At 43.3% G+C, this 20,354-nt stretch carries 17 protein-coding genes and 1 pseudogene; 3 read left to right on the top strand and 15 right to left on the bottom strand.

What is annotated here, in order from left to right:
• Positions 1-28: 28 nt before the first annotated feature.
• The 9 genes from DQQ01_RS13415 to DQQ01_RS13455 form a co-directional block, all read right to left on the bottom strand.
• Positions 29-1,060 (bottom strand): tetratricopeptide repeat protein, encoded by a 1,032-nt coding sequence (locus DQQ01_RS13415; RefSeq protein ID WP_242980403.1) that lies wholly within the window; start codon positions 1,058-1,060, stop codon positions 29-31.
• An 18-nt stretch (positions 1,061-1,078) separates the two neighbouring features.
• On the bottom strand, positions 1,079-2,425 hold the full coding sequence (gene glmM / locus DQQ01_RS13420; RefSeq protein WP_111920429.1) for a phosphoglucosamine mutase: 1,347 nt from the start codon (positions 2,423-2,425) through the stop codon (positions 1,079-1,081).
• 76 nt (positions 2,426-2,501) lie between these two features.
• Positions 2,502-3,425, bottom strand: coding sequence for a nucleotidyltransferase family protein (locus DQQ01_RS13425; protein WP_111920430.1), 924 nt, complete (start codon positions 3,423-3,425; stop codon positions 2,502-2,504).
• 40 nt (positions 3,426-3,465) lie between these two features.
• Positions 3,466-4,536: a peptide chain release factor 1 gene (gene prfA / locus DQQ01_RS13430; RefSeq protein WP_111920431.1), complete on the bottom strand. Its 1,071-nt coding sequence runs from the start codon at positions 4,534-4,536 to the stop codon at positions 3,466-3,468.
• The gene (prmC, locus tag DQQ01_RS13435) at positions 4,529-5,386 is read right to left on the bottom strand and encodes a peptide chain release factor N(5)-glutamine methyltransferase (RefSeq protein ID WP_111920432.1); all 858 of its coding nucleotides are present in this window, start codon (positions 5,384-5,386) and stop codon (positions 4,529-4,531) included. The genes prfA and prmC overlap by 8 nt, the downstream gene beginning before the upstream one ends.
• A gap of 1 nt (position 5,387) precedes the next feature.
• Positions 5,388-6,365 carry a DUF1385 domain-containing protein gene (locus DQQ01_RS13440; RefSeq protein WP_111920433.1) on the bottom strand — a complete coding sequence of 326 codons (978 nt, stop codon included), beginning with the start codon at positions 6,363-6,365 and terminating at the stop codon, positions 5,388-5,390.
• 57 nt (positions 6,366-6,422) lie between these two features.
• Positions 6,423-6,626, bottom strand: a complete 204-nt coding sequence (gene rpmE / locus DQQ01_RS13445) for a 50S ribosomal protein L31 (protein ID WP_003022634.1) — start codon at positions 6,624-6,626, stop codon at positions 6,423-6,425.
• A gap of 118 nt (positions 6,627-6,744) precedes the next feature.
• Positions 6,745-8,163, bottom strand: coding sequence for a transcription termination factor Rho (gene rho, locus DQQ01_RS13450; RefSeq protein ID WP_111920434.1), 1,419 nt, complete (start codon positions 8,161-8,163; stop codon positions 6,745-6,747).
• A 255-nt stretch (positions 8,164-8,418) separates the two neighbouring features.
• Positions 8,419-9,297, bottom strand: coding sequence for a LysR family transcriptional regulator (locus DQQ01_RS13455; RefSeq protein WP_111920435.1), 879 nt, complete (start codon positions 9,295-9,297; stop codon positions 8,419-8,421).
• Between the two features lie 115 nt (positions 9,298-9,412).
• Here DQQ01_RS13455 and DQQ01_RS13460 point away from each other — a divergent pair, with 115 nt between their 5' ends.
• Entirely contained in the window at positions 9,413-10,201 is a 789-nt protein-coding gene (locus tag DQQ01_RS13460) for a sulfite exporter TauE/SafE family protein (RefSeq protein WP_111920436.1), read from the top strand.
• A 302-nt stretch (positions 10,202-10,503) separates the two neighbouring features.
• On the opposite strand, the gene DQQ01_RS13465 is transcribed toward DQQ01_RS13460, so the two are convergent.
• From DQQ01_RS13465 to DQQ01_RS13485, 5 genes and pseudogenes are all read right to left on the bottom strand, one after another.
• On the bottom strand, positions 10,504-11,772 hold the full coding sequence (locus DQQ01_RS13465; RefSeq protein ID WP_111920437.1) for a M18 family aminopeptidase: 1,269 nt from the start codon (positions 11,770-11,772) through the stop codon (positions 10,504-10,506).
• A gap of 74 nt (positions 11,773-11,846) precedes the next feature.
• Complete coding sequence (locus DQQ01_RS13470) at positions 11,847-13,256, bottom strand: APC family permease (protein WP_111920438.1); 1,410 nt, start codon at positions 13,254-13,256, stop codon at positions 11,847-11,849.
• Between the two features lie 76 nt (positions 13,257-13,332).
• Positions 13,333-15,625: pseudogene (locus DQQ01_RS13475) on the bottom strand (xanthine dehydrogenase family protein molybdopterin-binding subunit).
• Positions 15,622-16,092 (bottom strand): (2Fe-2S)-binding protein, encoded by a 471-nt coding sequence (locus DQQ01_RS13480; RefSeq protein ID WP_111920439.1) that lies wholly within the window; start codon positions 16,090-16,092, stop codon positions 15,622-15,624. The pseudogene DQQ01_RS13475 and the gene DQQ01_RS13480 overlap by 4 nt, the downstream one beginning before the upstream one ends.
• A complete protein-coding gene (locus DQQ01_RS13485) occupies positions 16,082-16,903 on the bottom strand; it encodes an FAD binding domain-containing protein (RefSeq protein WP_111920956.1) in 822 nt (273 codons plus the stop codon). The genes DQQ01_RS13480 and DQQ01_RS13485 overlap by 11 nt, the downstream gene beginning before the upstream one ends.
• Positions 16,904-17,061: 158 nt before the next feature.
• On the opposite strand from DQQ01_RS13485, the gene DQQ01_RS13490 reads away from it, so the two are divergent.
• Together DQQ01_RS13490 and DQQ01_RS13495 are read left to right on the top strand one after the other, a co-directional pair.
• A complete protein-coding gene (locus DQQ01_RS13490; protein WP_111920440.1) occupies positions 17,062-18,432 on the top strand; it encodes an MATE family efflux transporter in 1,371 nt (456 codons plus the stop codon).
• A gap of 146 nt (positions 18,433-18,578) precedes the next feature.
• Positions 18,579-19,229, top strand: coding sequence for an SH3 domain-containing protein (locus tag DQQ01_RS13495; RefSeq protein WP_111920441.1), 651 nt, complete (start codon positions 18,579-18,581; stop codon positions 19,227-19,229).
• Between the two features lie 75 nt (positions 19,230-19,304).
• Here the strand turns inward: DQQ01_RS13495 and asnA are convergent, their stop codons facing one another.
• Positions 19,305-20,312 carry an aspartate--ammonia ligase gene (gene asnA, locus DQQ01_RS13500; protein WP_111920442.1) on the bottom strand — a complete coding sequence of 336 codons (1,008 nt, stop codon included), beginning with the start codon at positions 20,310-20,312 and terminating at the stop codon, positions 19,305-19,307.
• Positions 20,313-20,354: the final 42 nt, after the last annotated feature.

Here is a 20,354-nt window from a genome sequence, read left to right on the forward strand (position 1 = left end):
GCACTTTTCTATGTGTTTCTCTTATTCTCTATCTGGTCTGCAAAAAGTAATTCTCTCTCACTGCCTCTTTATCTGCCGGATACAATTCCAGGTATTCCTGCATTTTTTCTTTTGCAGATGTAAAGTCCATCTGCTTCTCATAAATCACAATTTCATTAAACAAAAGTGCCTGCTGCACCTGGGCGTCCTTTTCCTTCAGCCCTTTTTCTACATAGGACAAAGCTCCGGCATAATCTTCCTGAAGCATAGCGCAATAGGCAAGACCGTTATATCCTTCTGCCTTCAGCCCTTCCTGCTCCAGGCATTTTTTATACATGGAGGCTGCCTCTTGAGGCTGCTGTGCCTCTGTATAAACCTTTCCCAGATACACCAGCGCCGGGATGTATTCCTCTTCCCAGGCCTTTTTTAAAGCCTTCTCCGCTTTTTCATACTCTTGCAGATGATAATACACTCTCCCCTGATTGTAATAATCCTCCGGGGATTTTGCCTTAATCTCCAAAGCGCTTTCCAGATAGGTGCTGCCGTCTGCATTCAACTCGCAGGATTTATAAATTTTGTAAATATCCAGATAATCCTCGTAATTTTCAGAGCCGGAAACCACTCTGGAGAAATCACTGTCCGCCTTTTTATATTCGTCCATCCGCAAGTACGCACTTCCCCGCAGGAAATAAGCGTCCTTTTTTTTCTGCTGCTTTAAAAGCTCACTGCAGGTTTCTGCACATTTTTCATATTTTCCCTGATGATACAGGGCGTCTGCCAGGTAAAAATACAAATCTGTTTTCAACGCCTTTTCTGAACGTTCTGTCAGTCCCAAAGCTGTTATAAAAGCTTCTTCCGCCTTATCAAAAACGCCCTGTCCGCTCCAGGCTATTCCAATCCCTCTCCAGGACTGCACTGTATGGTCGCCCTCCTGAATCGCATTTTGAAAATTTTCAATCGCCTGTGTGTACTTCTCTTTTTCCAGATGTTCTGTGCCAACCTCATATGCGGTAGGTTCACTGCCCTTACAGCCGCCCAGAAAACACAGCACAACTGCTGCCAAAACAAATCCTTTTTTCACCTGTTTAACCTCATTTCCTTATTCGGCAATCAGATTTTCAGAACGCATAACTTCCACAACCTTATCTGCATAAGACTCACAGATTTCGTCTGTAGCTGCTTCCACCATAACACGAATCAATGGCTCTGTGCCGCTCTCTCTGACCAGAATTCTGCCGTCCTCTCCCAGAGCCTTTTCTACCTCTGCTACAGCTTCGATTACTTTCTGATTTTCTCTTGCCGTCTTTTTATCATGAACCCTTACGTTTTTCAGCACCTGAGGATAAATTGTAACCTCTCTTGTGAGTGTGCTGAGCGGAACCTTTTTCTCAATAATCACTTCCATAAGCTTTAAAGAAGTCAGAATTCCATCTCCTGTTGTTGCATGCTTAGAGAAAATAATATGTCCGGACTGCTCTCCGCCAATGGAGTGTCCGTTTGCCATCATATTTTCGCAGACATATTTATCACCTACCGCTGTTTTTTCATAGCGGATTCCTTCTCTGTCACATGCCTTATACAGACCCAGATTGGACATAACCGTTGTCACAATGGTATCGTTATTTAATTTTCCGCATTCCTTCATATACTTGCCGCACACATAGAGGATCAGATCCCCATTGACCTCTTCTCCCTTATCGTCTACAGCAATGCATCTGTCTGCATCACCATCATAAGCAAATCCCACGTCCAGTCCATTTTCCTTTACAAAGGCTTTCAACTCATTGATATGTGTGGAGCCGCAATCAGCATTAATATTGGTTCCGTCCGGATTGTTGTGGATTACATAGGTTTTCGCACCTAAAGCATCAAAAACGCTCTTTGCTATAGCAGAAGCGCTTCCGTTTGAACAGTCCAGACCAATGCGTACGTTTTTAAACGCTCTGGTGGGAATGGAAATCAGATAGCCGATATAGCGGTTTCTTCCTGCTGAAAAGTCTACAGTGCGTCCAATATTCTCTCTTTTTGCCAGAGGTAATTCTTCCATTTCACCGTCGATATAAGCTTCAATCTGCTCTTCCACGGAAGCCTCCATTTTCTGTCCGTTTCCATTGATAATTTTAATTCCATTGTCATAGAAAGGATTATGGCTGGCAGAAATCATGATACCGCAGTCGAAATTTTCTGTACGCACAACATAGGAAACACTGGGGGTCGTAGTTACATGGAGAAGATACACATCTGCACCGGAAGCCGTCAGACCTGCTACCAGAGAATACTCAAACATATAGCTGCTTCTTCTGGTATCTTTTCCGATAACAATCTGTGCCTTATGTTCTCTTCCGAAATACCAGCCCAGAAATCTTCCCACTTTAAATGCATGCTCTACTGTCAGATTTACATTTGCCTCACCGCGAAAACCATCGGTTCCAAAATATTTTCCCATAGCTTAACTCCTTTTTTACACAATCATTCATTTTTTTTATCTTTTTATCCTTTAATAAGATAACACAAAAATATGATTATGAAAAGAGCTGTTCTTTATATACTCCTTTTTTTACCAATTCTTTAAAAGATTCCATTACTTTCTCTTTATCTTCCTGATAAGTTACGCCAAACCAGGTATCATGGGTTTTTAAAACTGCTACCTCTGCTTTGTTTTCCTTAATCATCTGGTCAACCACTGCCGGAAGCAGGTATTCCTTCTTGATTTCTCCCGGTTTTACCTCTGCCAGAAATTCTGCAAAGCCTTTCTCCAGTACCTCCAGAAATTCCGGTGTCAGCCCCCACATGTTCATGGAAACCAATGTCTGAGAATCCAGCATGGTCTTTTCACCGGTTTCTTCATCTACAGATGCAGGTCCTTCCGGTGTTTTCTGAATATTATAGGTTTCTGTAACACTCATCAGATTTTTGTTTTCATCTAAAGCACAAACACCCCTTGTTACGCCACCATTGTCACTTAAAGTATTTTCCAGAATAAAGCCTGCCATACAGATATCCATCTTATTCCCAGCCGGTTTTTCTTCTACCAGATAATCATGAATTTTTACAAAAGCTTCTTTTCCGTAATAATCATCTGCGTTAATGACAATAAAAGGCTCCTGAATCACTTTTTTCGCTGCCAGTACGGCATGGCCTGTTCCCCACGGCTTTGTACGGTCAGCCGGGCAGACAAAGCCTTCCGGCAAATCATTGATATCCTGATATACATACTCTACTTCTGTAATCTTCTCAATTCTGTTTCCGATAATGCTACGGAATTCTTCTTCAATATCCCTGCGGATAATAAAAACCACTTTATTAAAGCCAGCTTCCAGAGCATCATGAATGGAGTAGTCCATAATAATTTCCCCACTTGGGCCTACTTTTGCAAGCTGTTTGATCCCTTTGCCGAAACGGCTTCCGATTCCTGCTGCCATGATGACTAATGCTGTTTTTTTCATACTCTCACTTCTCCTTATTTCAAAAAACTTTTCTCTTTATTTATGAATTCTCCAGACCGCTTAAGCGAGCGCTTTGGTCTGCAGCAATTAAAGAGTCTATAATCTCTTCCAAATCCCCGTTCAGAATACTGTCCAGCCTGTGAAGAGTCAATTTAATTCTATGATCTGTCACACGGCCCTGAGGGAAATTGTAGGTTCTGATTTTTTCAGAACGATCGCCTGTACCTACCTGGCTTCTTCTTGCCTCCGCTTCTGCATCGTGACGCTTCTGTAATTCCATATCATATAGTCTGGAACGAAGAACCTTTAAAGCTTTATCCTTGTTTTTCAACTGTGATTTCTCGTCCTGACAGGAAATTACAATTCCAGTAGGGATATGTGTAAGACGCACTGCAGAGTCTGTGGTGTTGACGCACTGTCCACCATTTCCAGAAGCCCGGAACACATCAAATTTACAGTCATTTAAATCCAACTCAAAATCAATTTCTTCTGCCTCCGGCATAATTGCCACTGTAATGGTGGAAGTATGGATACGTCCGCCACTTTCTGTTTCCGGCACACGCTGTACACGATGTACACCGCTTTCATATTTCAGTCTGGAATAAGCGCCTTTTCCGTTAATCATAAAGGTAACTTCCTTAAACCCACCAATGCCGTTTTCATTCAGGCTCATCATTTCTGTTTTCCAGTTCTGGGATTCTGCATATTTAACATACATTCTGTAGATTTCTGCTGCGAACAGTGCAGCCTCATCACCGCCTGCACCTGCACGGATTTCCACAATAACGTTTTTCTCATCATTAGGGTCTTTTGGCAGAAGCAGAATTTTCAGCTCCTTTTCCAGTTCTTCAATTCTCTTCTTCGCCTCTGACAACTCTTCTTTTAACATGTCCCGCATATCCTCGTCAGATTCCTCATCTAACATCATCAGACTGTCCTCTACGGTTTCCTTGCAGCGTTTGTATTCATTATATGCATCTGCAATAGGCTGCAAATCGCTCTGCTCTTTCATCAGCTTCTGAAATCTCGCATCATTTGCCACTGTCGGCTCATTTAATTCATTTAATATTTCCTCAAGGCGGACTAAGATGTCCTCTAATTTATCAAACATGATTTTCCTCCTGATTTTTCTTTCCTGTTACCACCCGGTCAAGTCCTGCCAGGTCTTTGATTATCTGTATCTCTTCATAGCCCTGTTCTTTCAAAAGCCGGGCAACAGCTTCTCCCTGGTCATAGCCGATTTCAAAAGCAAGAAGCCCTCCCGGATTCAAAAATGCACCTGCCTGCTCTGTAATTTTTCGGTAAAAATACAGGCCGTCCTCTTTTCCGTCCAGAGCCATTCTGGGCTCATGGCACTTCACTTCTTCCATAAGCCCCTCAATCACTGCAGTCTGAATATACGGGGGATTTGACACCAGAATATCATATTTTCCCGAAATCTGCTGAAACAAATCACTGTTTATCCACTGTGCCGAAAGTCCCAGCATTTTTCCGTTTCTTTCTGCCACCTTCAGGGCTTCCCGGGAAAGGTCTGCACCTGTTCCCTCTGACTCCTCCAGATTTGCCAGAAGACTGAGCAAAATACAGCCGCTTCCGGTACACATATCCAGAATCCTCAGTCCCTTCCCGGCTTTTGCTTCCTTCAGCACTTCCTCTACCAGGACTTCTGTATCCTGCCTTGGAATCAGCACATGCTCATTTACATAAAATTTCATTCCATAGAAATACGCTTCATGGGTAAGCTGCTGTAAGGGTATTTTTTCCCCACGCAGCCTGAAAAGTCTTCGATATTCTGTTTCCTGCTCTTTTGGCGCTTCCTCTTGTTCATGAACAAAATACCATGTTCTGGAAATCCCGCACACATGCTCCATAAGAAGCCAGGCGTCCAGATTTCCGTCCTCTATTTGTTTTTCTTTTAAATATTTCTTTCCGTTTTCCAGTAATTCTCTGTATGTTGCCATATTAATCTTCCCCGTCTGCCTGTGTCTGTTGGAAATTCTCTTCCAGATAGGCTCTCCAGTCAAAGACAGCTTCTACAGCCTGAATTGCCACCTCCGCCATATCCGGTGTAGGCTCCTTTGTAGTCAGTTTCTGCAGTGCCAGCCCTGGCTTGGAAAGAAAGGCAACTGCCCCATTGTCGCTGTTTCCTGCCAACTTAATAAATTCATAGGATACTCCGGCAATCACCGGTACCAGCAAAATACGCACTACAATCCGCAGCCACATAGTCTTTATGGGAACGATTGCAAAAAATCCCAAAAAGAAAATAACACTGATAATAATCACAAAAAACAGAAAGCTGGTTCCGCAGCGCTTGTGAAACCGTGAGCTTGCCATAACATTCTCCACAGTCAGTGGTTTTCCGTTTTCTACACAATTTATACACTTATGCTCTGCGCCATGATACATAAACACCCTCTGGATATCCTGCATCTTAGAAATCAGCAGCATATAGGACAGAAACAGTACCACTCGCACAAACGCCTCTGCCACAGTTACAAGATGTTCGCTTGCTCCTACCTTATGCAAAAGACTTGCCAGCAAATAGGGCAATACCATAAAAAGACCCACAGAAAGTACAACCGAAAAAATAACGGTGGCAGTCATAAGCACCTTATCTTCTTTTTCCTTTTTCGCCTCCTGCTTCTCCCTTTCTTCTCCTGACAGAGCCTTGCGCTTTTCCAGTTCTTCCTCCTCTTCAAAAAAAGTGGCGGAATACATCAGACATTTTGTCCCCACCACCAGAGAATCTATAAAGTTAAACACACCGCGTATAATGGGAAGCCTCAGAATTTTCCTATTTTTTATAATGCTTTTATAATCTTCAACCTTGACCTCTATTTCTTTATCCGGCTTTCGCACTGCAACAGAATATACGTCCCCGTGACGCATCATAATGCCTTCCATTACAGCCTGTCCGCCAATGTTCGATGATTTCATGTTTCCTCCAAACGCAACAAGAGGCCGAAGTCCTCAAACCTCAGCCTCTTCTATCTCTTATTTATTCATGCCGTATTTCTTGTTGAACTTATCAATACGTCCACGAGCCTGTGCAGCTTTCTGCTGTCCTGTATAGAAAGGATGACATTTAGAGCAAACTTCTACACGGAGTTCAGATTTTGTAGAACCTGTCTTAAATGTATTTCCACAGTTGCAAGTTACTGTACATTCCTGGTAATTTGGATGGATTCCTTCTCTCATTTTATTCACCTCTTATATATTTTGATTATTTATATTGTTTTATTGCGTTTTCAAATTCAAACAGCTTTTGAATTATATCATATTCTCATTCCAAATGCAAGGCTTATTAAGGTTTTCTTTAAAGAATCCTCTGCTTTTTCACCATTTGCACAAATTCCGCATTATCCTTTGTTCTTGCAAACATATTCAGAATATTTTCAGTAGCTTCATCTGACTTCATACCATTTAATGCCTTCCGCATAATATCCACAGCTTCCTGCTCTTCTCTGTCCAGAAGCAGATCCTCTCTTCTGGTGCCGGATTTGGCAATATCAATGGCAGGGAAGACCCTCTTTTCCTGAAGCTTTCTATCCAGTACAAGTTCCATATTGCCTGTACCCTTAAATTCTTCATAGACAACATCGTCCATTTTGCTTCCTGTATCCACTAAAGCTGTTGCCAGAATTGTCAGGCTTCCACCCTCTCTCATGTTTCTGGCAGCACCAAAGAAACGCTTGGGCATGTGCAGGGCAGCCGGATCCAGACCTCCGGAAAGAGTACGTCCGCTTGGCGGAACAGTCAGGTTGTATGCCCTTGCCAGTCTGGTAATACTGTCAATGAAAATGGTAACGTCTTTTTTGTGTTCTACCAGACGCTTTGCACGCTCAATCGTCATTTCGGATACTCGTTTATGATGTTCCGGTAATTCATCAAAAGTGGAATAAATAATTTCCACATTTTTCCCCTTAATTGCCTCTTTCATATCCGTAACCTCTTCCGGACGCTCGTCAATAAGCAGGATAATCAAATGCATTTCCGGGTTGTTCCGCAGAATAGATTTTGCCGTATCTTTTAAAAGGGTTGTCTTACCAGCCTTTGGCGGAGATACAATCATTCCTCTCTGTCCCTTTCCGATAGGGCTTACAAGATCTGTAATTCTCATGGCCATACTTCCGCCCGGACGCTCCAGATGAAGTCTTTCATTTGGGAATATGGGTGTCATATCCTCAAAATTCATACGCTGCATCTCGTTGGCCTTAAATCCGTTGATATGAGTCACATAAAGCAGCGCAGAAAATTTTTCATTCTGACTTTTTACTCTCGTATTCCCTCTTAAAATATCTCCGGTCTTTAAATTAAATCTGCGAATTTGGGACGGAGATACATACACATCATTGTCCCCAGGAAGATAATTATCACTTCGGATAAACCCATAGCCATCAGGAAGCACCTCTAAAATTCCCTTTACCGTAATTCCGCTGTCCAACTCAGACTGCTCCATAGGCGCTCTTGCACTGCGATTCTCCTGATTTTCCTCCCTTGATACAGCCCTTTTCTCTTCTCTTGCCTCTGTTCTGATTTCTGTCCTGCGTTCTGCAGTTGTTTCAGATGCTTCTTCCTGCTTTTTCTGTTCTGCCGCTTTTTTATCCTTCTCGTCTTCCTGTACCATTCGTTCTACCAGTTCACTTTTTTTCAGTGTTGAAATACCTTTTAATCCTCTTGCCTTTGCAATTTCTTTTAATGCCCCTAATGACAATGAATCATACTTTTCTCTCATTACAAATTCCTTTCTGAAATTTCATTCCATTGCATTTTTCCTACAGTTTCAAACCCGGAACTGTAAAAAAATACTACTTATTTTTTCATTTTAACAATAAACAGGAAAATCGTCTGAATTGACATGAATCTACGTTCGCTTCTGACACTGTAACCGTATATCTTTGATATATGAATCATCATAGCACACTTTTCTCTGTTTGCAAAGTATTTGTTGGCTTTCTTTTCCCTGACCTCTGATTTTTGTATATTTTTCCTATACTTTTTCTGTCCGCGCTGTCATATATTCTTGAAATGCCTTCATACTCTTTGTTAAAAACTTACTTTTATGATGAACAAAATAATATTCTCTTGTGACTTCTGTATTCTGTATCTTAATTTCCTTTAACTTATAGTTCTCCATAAAAGGCGCAACAATGGATTTGGAAATCATAAGCACTCCCAACCCTTTGCTGCAGACTTCTATCAAACTCTGGACACTGATGCTTTCCATAAGAATATTCAGCTTTCTTTTATATTTTTCTACAAATTCTTCTGTCATATTTCTCGAACCACTTCCCTTTTCACGCAACAAAAGAGGATATTCGCAGAGTTCCTCCAGCGTTACCCTGTTCCTGATTTCATAAGAACAGGCACATACTGCAGTCATAATATCCTTTCCCACAGGGTGGCAGACAAAAAAGCGCGGATTCAGGGGATAATCCATAATTCCAAAATCCAGCTCATTTCTCATGAGATGTTGTTCTATCTGTCTGGAATTTTCCACTCTGGTATAAAGAGGAATTTGAGGATACTGCTTCGAAAATTCAGAAAGCATTTCAGGAAAACGGCTGATTCCAAAGGATACATTGGTTCCTACCCTTACTTTTGTCACTGCATGCACATCTCTTAAAACGTCCCTCGCCTCATCAAACTGGGACAATATAGAATCTGCATACAAAAGAAGCTGTTCCCCGGATTCTGTAATATAAAGTCTTCGATTCATACGCTCAAACAGCTTTGTTCCATAATAGCTTTCCAATTCTCGAATAGCATAACTCACCGCTGGCTGGGCCATATTCATACGCTCTGCTGCAAGGGTAATACTCTCCTGCCTGCATACTTCTGAAAAAATGCGTAAATGTCTGAGTGTCATACTTTTCTCCCCTATACATAATATTTTTGTTATATATACCATAATAACATAAGAATTGCTATATATCCATGAAAAGACTAAAATAAATATAACTATACAAAAGTGAGGTATCATAATGGTATTATTATTAATTTTTCTAATCTGTTTTTCAGCCTCTGTTATTGGTGCAATCTGCGGCATTGGAGGCGGAGTCATTATCAAACCCGTTCTGGACGCTTTTGGCATTATGGACGTTGCCACCATAAGCTTCCTGTCCGGCTGCACGGTACTTTCCATGTCCACCTACTCTGTTATCAAAAACAAACTGAGCGGAGAATCCCATGTAGAACAGAAAACCGGACTCCCCCTTGCACTGGGAGCAGCCGCCGGAGGACTTCTTGGAAAATACCTTTTCTCCCTTATTTCGTCCCTGAGTCCTGATAAAAACAAAGTCGGCGCTGTACAGGCTGCCTGCCTGCTTATTGTGACTCTTGGTACCCTAGTCTACACCATTTATAAGGCACGTATTAAAACGTACCGCATTGTAAACCCGGTTGTCTGTATCTGCATTGGTATTTTTCTTGGAGTTCTCTCCTCCTTCCTTGGTATTGGCGGAGGGCCTATCAACCTGGTAGTTCTGTTTTTCTTCTTTTCTATGTCTACAAAGGTTGCTGCTGAAAACTCGCTGTACATTATTTTCTTTTCCCAGATAGCCAGCCTGCTGTCTTCTCTGGCAACAAAAAGTGTCCCTGATTTTCAGTTAATCACATTAGTTTTCATGGTAATTGGCGGTATTGCCGGAGGCGCTTTTGGACGAAAGGTAAATAAAAAGATAGAAGACAAGACTGTAGATAAACTGTTCATTGGACTGATGGTTTTGATTATTCTTATTAATATTTATAATATTATGAAATTTGTAAGATAAAATCCTGTGCCGCTTTCTATCATTATAATAAATAATAGAAGAAACGTTGTAAAACTACAGCCCCTTCTTTCATCAACTCCAAAATCTGCTCTGTAACCTGTCCTTCTTCAACTTTAGACGGGAACTGCTGAAATTGGAAACGGAATCTTTAAAGATTTCACAGCTGCCGAAAGATTTATACATACCAGTGAAGTTCATCTTCCTGAAATTTTTAAAAAATGAGTAAGAGAAACTTTTAAAGTACTTCTCCTACTCATTTTTGCGAGGTTTTAAACTTTTCAGGATGGCCTCTCTCTTCTTTGTTACGCAAATAATTCCTCAGCCACGCGAATGAGATATTCTGTATCCTTCACTCCCACGGTTTCATATGGAGAGTGCATAGCCAACTGAGGCAGTCCGATATCCACTGCATTTAACGCCACCTTGGTATTGGAAATATTCCCAAGGGTAGATCCGCCCAAAATATCAGACCGGTTGGTAAAGGTCTGGAACGGCACATCTGCCTTGTGGCACAAATCCTTAAACATGGCTGCGGAAACGCCGTCTGTACAGTATTTCTGATTTGCGCTATGCTTAATTACAATGCCTTCATTTAAATACGGACGGTTTACCGGGTCTGCTTTCTCTGTATAATTGGGGTGAACAGCATGAGCATTGTCCGCAGATACCATAAAGCTGTCTGCCAGATATCTTAAATAATCCTCATAATCCCCGCCGAGAGCCTGATTTACACGCACCAGTACATCATACAGGAAGGTAGAGGCTGCTCCCTGCTTTGTTCCGCTTCCCACTTCTTCATTATCCAGCACACAGTGTACGCCCATATACTCCTGCTTTTCTCCTGCCAGAAAGCCTTTTAAGGAAGAAAATGCACACTGTAAGTCATCCAGCCTTCCTATGGAAACATATTCCTCGTTGGCGCCCCAGATGCTGCCCTTTTCTCTGTTATACAGGAACAAATCATGTCCCAGAATGTCCTCTTCCTGTACGTCTGCCGCTTCAGCTACAGTTTTCATAAACGTATCTTTTGCAGCAATGTCCCCAAACAATGGCAATAAATCTTTCTGTGCATTGTACTTGTATCCGTCATTGACCTCCCGGTTCATGTGAATCGCCAGATTGGGGATCAGCAGCAAATCTCTGTCCACGTCCACCAGCTTTGTCACCAGTTTTTCGCCCTCTTTTACAATCACACGGCCAGCCACAGACAACGGTCTGTCAAACCATGGCGCACAAATCATGCCGCCATAACGCTCTACGTTCAGCTTCACATATTTGTTATCCACTGTCATTTCCGGATTTTCCTTAATTTTAAAGCAGGGAGAATCGCTGTGACTTGCCATGATACGGAATCCCTTCATCCCTTCTTCCGGTACCGCAAAGGCAATCAGGGAAGAGTCATTTCTCGTAACAAAATATCTTCCGCCTTTTTTAACTGTCCATTTGTCTGTTTCCTTTAATTCCACATATCCTGCCTTCTCCAGAATTTCCTTCATAGAAGCCACTGCATGAAAGCAGGTAGGGCTTTTCTCAATAAACTGAATTAATTCTTTTGCTGTTTCCTTATACATCTTTTTACCTCCAAAAAGACAGAAGAGCTGCCCCACGAAACACTACTGTCCGTGTGACAACCCCCTGTTATAAATTATTTGTTTTTAGAACGTCTTGCAATGACCGGCATAATAAAGCCAAGTCCAATGAGTACGAACGGTGTTACAATGTTCAGCACCAACTGGAAGGTATCCTCGGAATAAATCCCCAGAATACATGCAATAGCAGTAAAGGCGAAGCACCATACACCAAACACAATACCTACAGTCTTGCTCTTTACAAAACGGTATTCAGCGTGGAATTTATCTCCTGCTTTTTTCAATGCAATGTATGCCACAAATACCCACAGATAACGAAGAGGCATACATACAGAGTTTACTTTTACCAGCCATTTTACCAGTACGTCTACACTTTCAATACCCAAAGCCGGAACAATGATCAGAATGGATACAATGATGGTAACCATCTTATGTCCGTTTGTGTAAGTACCATATTTGTTCTGTTTGAACAGTGCCTTTGGAATATAGTTTTCATCTGCACTGTCAAGCAGCATACGAAGAGGCGCATCAATAGACAGAATCATAACTGCAAACTGTCCGATGAGGTTTGTAATCGCATATACCACTACAAAGAAGTCACCTACATGGTAATATTCACCTAATGTCTGGAATGCGTAGTAAGCACCATTTGTCATTAAGTCCTCAGGAATGTTGTTGGAATCAAACATCATACCAAGGGCAATGGTTCCAAGCACTGCACAGACTGTAACCATGATCGCAAGAGAAATCATACCTCTTGAGAAGTCCCTGGACGGATTCTTCATCTTATTTACATAAGGCGAAATCTTCTCACAACCGCCTACTGCAAAGACCAGAATAGACAGGTTCAGGAAGAACTTGCTGTCAAAAGTTGGCATAAAGGTCTTTAAGGACCAGTCAATATCCATAACCTTTGCTCCGGTAATAGCCGGTGCTGCAATCATCATAACAATAAACAACAGGGACATAATAAACATGGTAGAACCTGCCAGGGAAGTCAGCTTTTTCAAAACACCGATTCCTCTTGACGCAACCCATACTGCGAACAGGAACAGCACCAGACAGATTACTGCCAGCACTCTTACGTTCATCTGGCTGATTCTGGCATCTCTGAAGATTGCCCAGCTTGCCGCGATCACAGAACCGTTTGGCTTCTGTGAAATATAAGGCATATGCACAATCCAGTAAGTCCAACCTGCCAGATAAGCCATTCTCGGTCCAATGGTTTCCAGAATCCAGGAACTCACACCGCCACCGGCATCTTTGAAGGCGCTTCCCATCTCACCCACCATAAGAGCATATGGTACGAAATATACGGCAAAAATCAAAGCCCATGAAACAATCGCTTGTAAACCGCCGTATTCAGAAAAGCCGTTTATAACATTTCCAAAACCCCATACTGTGGAGAATGCCATAAAAGCAAGGCTATACCACATGATCTTTTTTTCACTTTCGTGGTTTTTCATCACTTCTTCTCCTTAATGATTATTTTATTATTCTTTGACGCTTTGTGATTATACGAAAGAAAGTGTCTAATTATAGTCAAATATCCCTTTCTCTTGAAGCTAACTCCATAGCAATTTTTTCCGGTTTTATGGGCATTTCCCGCACACGGACGCCCACTGCATTGTACACCGCATTGGCAATGGCAGGACAAGGGGTGTTGATAACAATCTCACCAATGGATTTTGCACCAAAGGGGTGAGATTTTTCATAGCTTGGGGCAAAATCCACACGGATTTTCTGAATATCCACACGGCTTGGAATCTTGTACTGCATAAAGGAATTATTCCGAAGCTGTCCCTTTTCATTGTACTGAATATCCTCGTACAACGCCATGCCGATTCCCTGTGCCAGACCACCCTCTGTCTGTACTCTTGCCAGGTTGGGATTTACGGGAGTTCCGCAGTCTACCACTGCCGCATAATCAATTAATTCCACACTTCCGGTTTCTGTGTCCACTTCTACCTCAGCAACACCTGCCATAAAGGGAGGCGGTGAAATCTTAGAGGAGCGGTTTACGGTTACATGAAGAGATTCGTTGTTTCCACAGGTTCCCTTTACTGCAATCTCCTGCAAAGAAACCTCCCGGCTTCCGTCCAGAACATACACACGCTTTCCGTCAAATTCCACCTCTTCTGCTGCCGCTTCCAGCATTTCTGCTCCCAGCGCCCTGATTTTTTCTCTCAATTCTTTGCAGGCATCTGCAACTGCCATTCCAGTGACATAGGTTGTGGCAGAAGCGTAAGAACCGGAGTCATAAGGAGAAATATCCGTATCCACACCAAAGACCACAATATTGTCAAATTCCGTTTCCAGTACATCTGCCGCCATCTGGGAAAGAATGGTATCACAGCCGGTTCCCATATCGGTTGCCCCAAGACTTAAGGTATAAGAGCCGTCCTCTCCCAGTTTAATTGTTGCGCCGCCTACGTCAACCCCTGCAATGGCAGAACCCTGCATGGCAAGGGCTGCTCCTACCCCACGGATTTTTCCATTTCCCATATCTCTTCTGGGATATTTTTCGTCCCAGCCAATCATTTGCTTTGCCTTTTCCAGACATTTATCCAGCGTACAGCTTGTGACCCACGGACTGCCGTCATAGCCGATGAATTTCCCGCCTTCTTTTGACATATTCAGTTCTCTGAAGCGCACCGGATCCATATGCATCTGTTCTGCCAGCTCGTCCACTGCTGATTCCACTGCAAAAATCCCCTGGGTTGCCCCGTATCCGCGGTATGCTCCTGCTGACATGTGATTTGTATAAACAACATCAAAGGCAAAGCGGTATGCCTCTGTATTTCCGTACAGACCAAGAGGCTTATGACCGGACAGGCCTACTGTAGTGGGGCCATGCTCTCCGTAAGCACCGGTATTGGACAGCGTATAAATATCAATCGCCTTTAAAATTCCCTGCTCATCCGCACCCAGACGCACCTTTACCTCCATTTCATGGCGAGGAGAGGAGCAAATCTGAGATTCATATCTGGAGAAAATCATTTTTGCCGGACGTTTTGTCTTCAGCGTTACAAGAGCAGGATATACCTCTGCCACAGAGGTCTGTTTTGCCCCAAATCCGCCGCCAATACGCGGTTTGATAACTCTTACGTTAGATGCACCGATTCCTAAAGCCCGTCCCAGGATTCTTCTGACATGGAAAGGAACCTGGGTAGAGGCAACCACATTTAACCTGCCGAAATAGTCCAGATACGTATAGGCTCGGAAGGGTTTCCATCATTGCCTGCTGATTGGCTTTTGTATGATAAGTTCTCTCTACCACATATTTACAGTCTGCCAGAACTGCGTCCACATCGCCCAGAGCTTCCACCTTTGAAGCACAGAGGTTTCTCTTATTATCTGCCCCTACCGGTACTTTTGATTCCCAGTTATCCTCCGGATGAAGCAGCACAGGATTATCCTTTGCCTTGTGGAAATCCAGCACTGGTTCCAAAAGCTCATAGCGTACCTTAATGATTTTCATTGCCTTATCCACTGCTTTTTCAGTTTCTCCCGCCACAATGGCAACTGCATCTCCCACAAACCGGATATGACGGTCCAGAATCAGTCTGTCGTAGGGACTTAATTCCGGATAAGTCTGGCCTGCAAAGGTAAACCTCTCCTGAGGCACATCTTTGTAGGTCAGAACACAGGCAATCCCCGGAACCTTTTTCGCTGCGTCTGTACGGATTTCCTCAATCATGGCATGGGCGTGGGGACTTCTTAAGACCTTTACAATCAGACAGTCCTTTGGCGCCAGATCATCGGTGTATACTGGTTGACCTGTTACAAGGGCTTCTGCGTCCTTTTTCTTCATAGGCTGATTTACATAACTCATTCCTTCCCACCGCCTTCCTTTTTCGCTTCCAGAAATTTCAGAATACTTCTGGTCTGTCCCATAAAGCCGGAACAGCGGCACAGATTTCCTGCCAGATATTCATTAATTTCCGCCTCTGAAGGATTCTCCAGCTCCTTTAACATAGCAAATACGTTCATGATAAATCCGGGATTACAGAATCCGCACTGTTCCGCTCCCTCTCCTGCCAGAAAATCTCCAAACTCCTTTGCTTCCTCCTGCATACCTTCCAGCGTTACCACATGCTTTCCCTCTGCCCTTGCTGTAAGCATGCTGCAGGAAAGCACCGGCTTATCCTCCATTAAGACTGTACACAGTCCGCAGTTAGCTGTTTCACAACCTCTTTTTACACTATAACAGCCCAGTTCCCGCAGGGTATCCAGAAGCAAGGCGTCCGGCTCTGCCTGCACCTGTGTCTTTTCCCCATTCAGCCAGAATTTAATTTCCATTTTCCATACCTCCTGCTGCCTGTAATGCCCGTTTTACCAGAACGCCTGTTAAATGGCTTCTGTATTCTTTGGAAGCTCTCATATTACTTCCTGTCTTCACAGTTTCCTTTGCATACTGTGCAAAATCCATAGCAGATTTCTCCTGTTCTTCCTGATTTTTATTCAGAAAATCTTTTAAAATCCCCTGGGTATCCGGCACCAATCTTGCCCTTTGCGGACAGGCGCCTACTGCTGCTCTGACTTCCCCGTCTGCAAACAGCCCTACACTGCAAGTCAGTACAGGAAAATCTGTGCTGCTGTTTCTCTGACTTAGGTATACGGTTCTTACCGGTCTTTTCTTCACAAGAATCCGCACCAAAATATCCCGATCCGGCTTGCTCTGTGCAAATTGAGCCAACGGTACAACGCCCCCTTTGTAAAGCTCTACATAAGAATCCATAGCTAAAAACATGGTCAGCACATCAGAAAATCCGTATCTGCCGAAAATGCTTCCTCCTACTGTGGCACAGTTGCGAAACTGTACGCCTACAATGTGACGCAGGCTTTCCTTCATGGCGTCTTTGGTATATGCCTCCAGCCCCTTATGGGTTTCCAGTGCATGCAGGGACGTCATAGCACCGATTCTGAATTCCTCCTCTGTTTCTTCTATGGTGTCCAGACCCAGTCCGGATAAATCAATGGCTGTGCTGACATTTCGGTTTCCCATTTTCAGCCATACCATCCCGCCAAGCACACAGGCGGTTCTTTTCTGATTCAAAAGGTACGCCTCTTCCAGGTCTTTTACCTTTACATATTCTTTAATCTTTAACATAGCCTTTCCTCTCTGATTTCTACATTTAATTCCAGTATAATACAGGGTTTTTACAGGTGGCAAGTATTTTCTCTTTCCTTTTTTGGAAAGTCGTATTAAAATAATTACATCTATGTCTGTTTTTTACAGATATTGAGGAAAAGAAGGAGATTTTGACTATGAAACACACAACTGACCTGGGACAGGACAGGATTGGCCCTCTGGTCTTAAAGCTGGCGATTCCCTCCATGATTGCTCAGTTTGTCACAGTCTTATACAGTACCATTGACCGCATATTTATCGGGAATATTCCTAAAATCGGCGATGCTGCCCTGGCAGGTGTGGGCGTCTGCGGGCCTATCGTCACCTTACTGACGTCCTTTGGTACTCTTATAGGGCTGGGCGGCTCTATCCTTATGGCCATGCGTATGGGAGCAGGACGTAAAAAGCAGGCAGAATCCATACTGGCTCACAGCTTTGCCATGCTGACTGTATTTTCCGTTTTGCTGACAATTCTGTTTTTACTCAGCAAAAAGCATCTGCTGAACTGGTTCGGCGCAAGCTCTGTGACCTTCCCTTACGCAGATTCTTACCTGACCATTTATACCGCCGGAACCTTTTTTGCCCTAATGGCTATTGGACTGAATTATTTTATTACCTGTCAGGGCTTTCCCGCCATTGGTATGGTAACCGTGCTTATGGGAGCTGTAACGAATATCCTTTTAGACCCTGTTTTTATCTTTGTCCTGGATATGAAGGTGGCAGGGGCAGCCGTTGCCACTGTAATCGCCCAGTTTGCATCCTGTGCCTTTGCTTTTTGTTTTCTCACAGGAAAGAAAATTCCCATACGCATTACATGGCTTCGGAAAAAATCCTTTTCTCCGCTGATTGTGAAGAAAATTATCGGGCTTGGCATTTCCCCTTTCTTGATTCTGGCAACAGACAGTGTGATTATCATTGTACTGAATACCGTGTTGCAGAAATACGGAGGCCCGAAGGAAGGAGATATTCTCATTACCTGCGCCACCATTGTCCAGAGCTACATGATGCTGATTACCGGTCCCATGCTTGGTATTTCCAGCGGTACCCAGGCCATTTTAAGCTATAACTATGGAGCAAGAGAAATAAAACGGGTGAAAAAAGCAGAGAAATATATTTTGCTTCTATGTCTGTGCTTTACCACTGTCATGTTCCTGATTTCCCGGATTATACCGGAATCTTTTATCCGTATTTTTACCAAAGACCCGGTTCAGCTGCAGCTTTGCACCTGGGGAATCAGTGTATTTACCCTGATGATAATCCCTTTAAGCTTTCAGTATGTATTCGTGGACGGTTTTACTGCTCTTGGGCGCAGCAAAACCGCCCTGGTGCTTTCGCTCTGGCGAAAGGGAGATTATATGCTCTTTACTATGATACTGCCTGTTTTCTTTGGCGCCAGAAGCGCTTTCTACGCACAGCCTCTGGCAGACGGTATCGGCGCTGTGATGTCCACCATTGCCTTTTTGCTGATTTTTAAAAAACATCTGGAAAAGCGGGAAGCGCAACCATAGGCATGCTGGTTCTCTGCTGCCCTGTATGCTTTTGTCATAATCTTTTGCTGAAACGGATATATTATTTTGCTGTATATTCCTTTGAAGAAATTTGAATAAAAGGAATCTGAAACCTTATAAGTTTTACGAAACAGGAGGTCTTGCTCATGAAAAAACAGTTCTCAAAAAAATATGCTTTGCTGATGCTCATCATAAGTTTACTGGCTCTCCCCGCCTGCGGCAAGGATAAAGAGGCACAGGAAGAGGCAGCGCTAGATGCCGTATCCGCTTCTGTAAGCGGAACCTTAACACGGTTTACCGGTTCAGAGCTTTCCCTGGAAACAGATACAGGAGAAAAACTGACCTTTGATAATTGCTCAGATGCCAGTCTGGAACTGGAAAATGGCATTATTCCGGGAAACAATATCACCATTGTTTATACCGGTTCTGTAAAAGACGGGGGTTCCGGCAATGCAAAGGTTCGGAAAATCATTTCTACAGAAGACAATTCCGGTGTATTAAACCTGGCAGAGAAAGCAGAAGAAGGTCTGACAAATGTAAACGGTTCTGCTGTAAACAGTCAGGAGGCCGGACAGGATACTCCTGAAAGCGGCGTTTCTGTAGAAGAAACAAACGGTACCGGAACCATTATAAGCGGCGTAAATGTCCGCTCTGATGCACAATCAGGTTCTGAAATTTTAGGTCAGTTAGATGGAGGCGATTCTGTACGGGTAACAGGTATCTGCGAAAATGGCTGGTATCGGATTATCTATGAAAACCAGACGGGATATGTCTGGCAGGATTATATTTTTTACTAGCCAAAAAGGCGGTGCTGCACCAAACAGCAATCCGGAAATTTCCCGGTATGTATTTGATGCAGCACCGCCTTTTTCCTATAAAATTTCGATTCCTGCTTTTTTGCAGGCTTTTAAAGTTTCTTCGTCCCAAAGAGATGCCTGAACCTCTCCCACATGCACTTTTCCCAGAAGCAGCATGCAGATTCTGGACTGTCCGATACCGCCCCCGATAGTCAGAGGCAGTTTGCCCTCCAGAAGCATTTTGTGGAAAGGAAGATTTCTTCTGTCATCACAGCCTGCCTTTGTAAGCTGTTCGTCCAGGGCTTTTTCATCTACACGGATTCCCATGGAGGAAATTTCAAGGGCACACTGCAAAGGCTCATGCCAGAAAAGAATATCACAGTTTAATTTCCAGTCGTCATAGTCCGGAGCTCTCCCATCGTGTCTTTCACCGGAAGCCAGCACATCTCCAATCTGCATAATACATACGGTTTTGTGTTCTTTTGTGTAAGCATTTTCTCTTTCCTTTGGCGTCAGATTCGGATATAAATCCTCCAGTTCCTGTGAGGTAATAAAAGCAACCTCTCTGCAAAGCTCTGTGTCCAAATGCTCATACTGGTATTTAATTTCGTCCAGAGCATTGCAGATAGCGCCCACAATCCGGTTGACCGTACTTTTCAGATACTCCAGATTCCGGTCTTCTCTGGTAATAATTTTTTCCCAATCCCACTGGTCTACATAAACGGAATGTAAATTATCCAGTTCTTCGTCCCTGCGGACTGCATTCATATCCGTAAGAAGTCCTTTTCCTACGCGGAAATCATAATGATACAGCGCCATACGTTTCCATTTTGCCAGAGAATGTACCACTTGTGCATTCACCCCTGCATCTGGAATGTCAAAAGTAACCGGGCGCTCAATTCCATTCAAATCATCATTCAGCCCGGAAGCCGGGTCTACAAACAGCGGCGCGGTCACCCTTTTTAATTTCAATGCCATACAAAGCTTTTTCTGCATAAGATTCTTAATGGCACCGATTGCTTCCTGTGTTTCATATCTGGATAAACAGGATTTATAATTTTCCGGTATAATTACTTTTCCCATATGCTTTCCTCCTGTGAGATTTTAAGTTTTCATAGTATTAAA

This window comes from Blautia argi, assembly GCF_003287895.1.
In the GTDB taxonomy this organism is placed as follows: Bacteria; Bacillota; Clostridia; order Lachnospirales; family Lachnospiraceae; genus Blautia; species Blautia argi.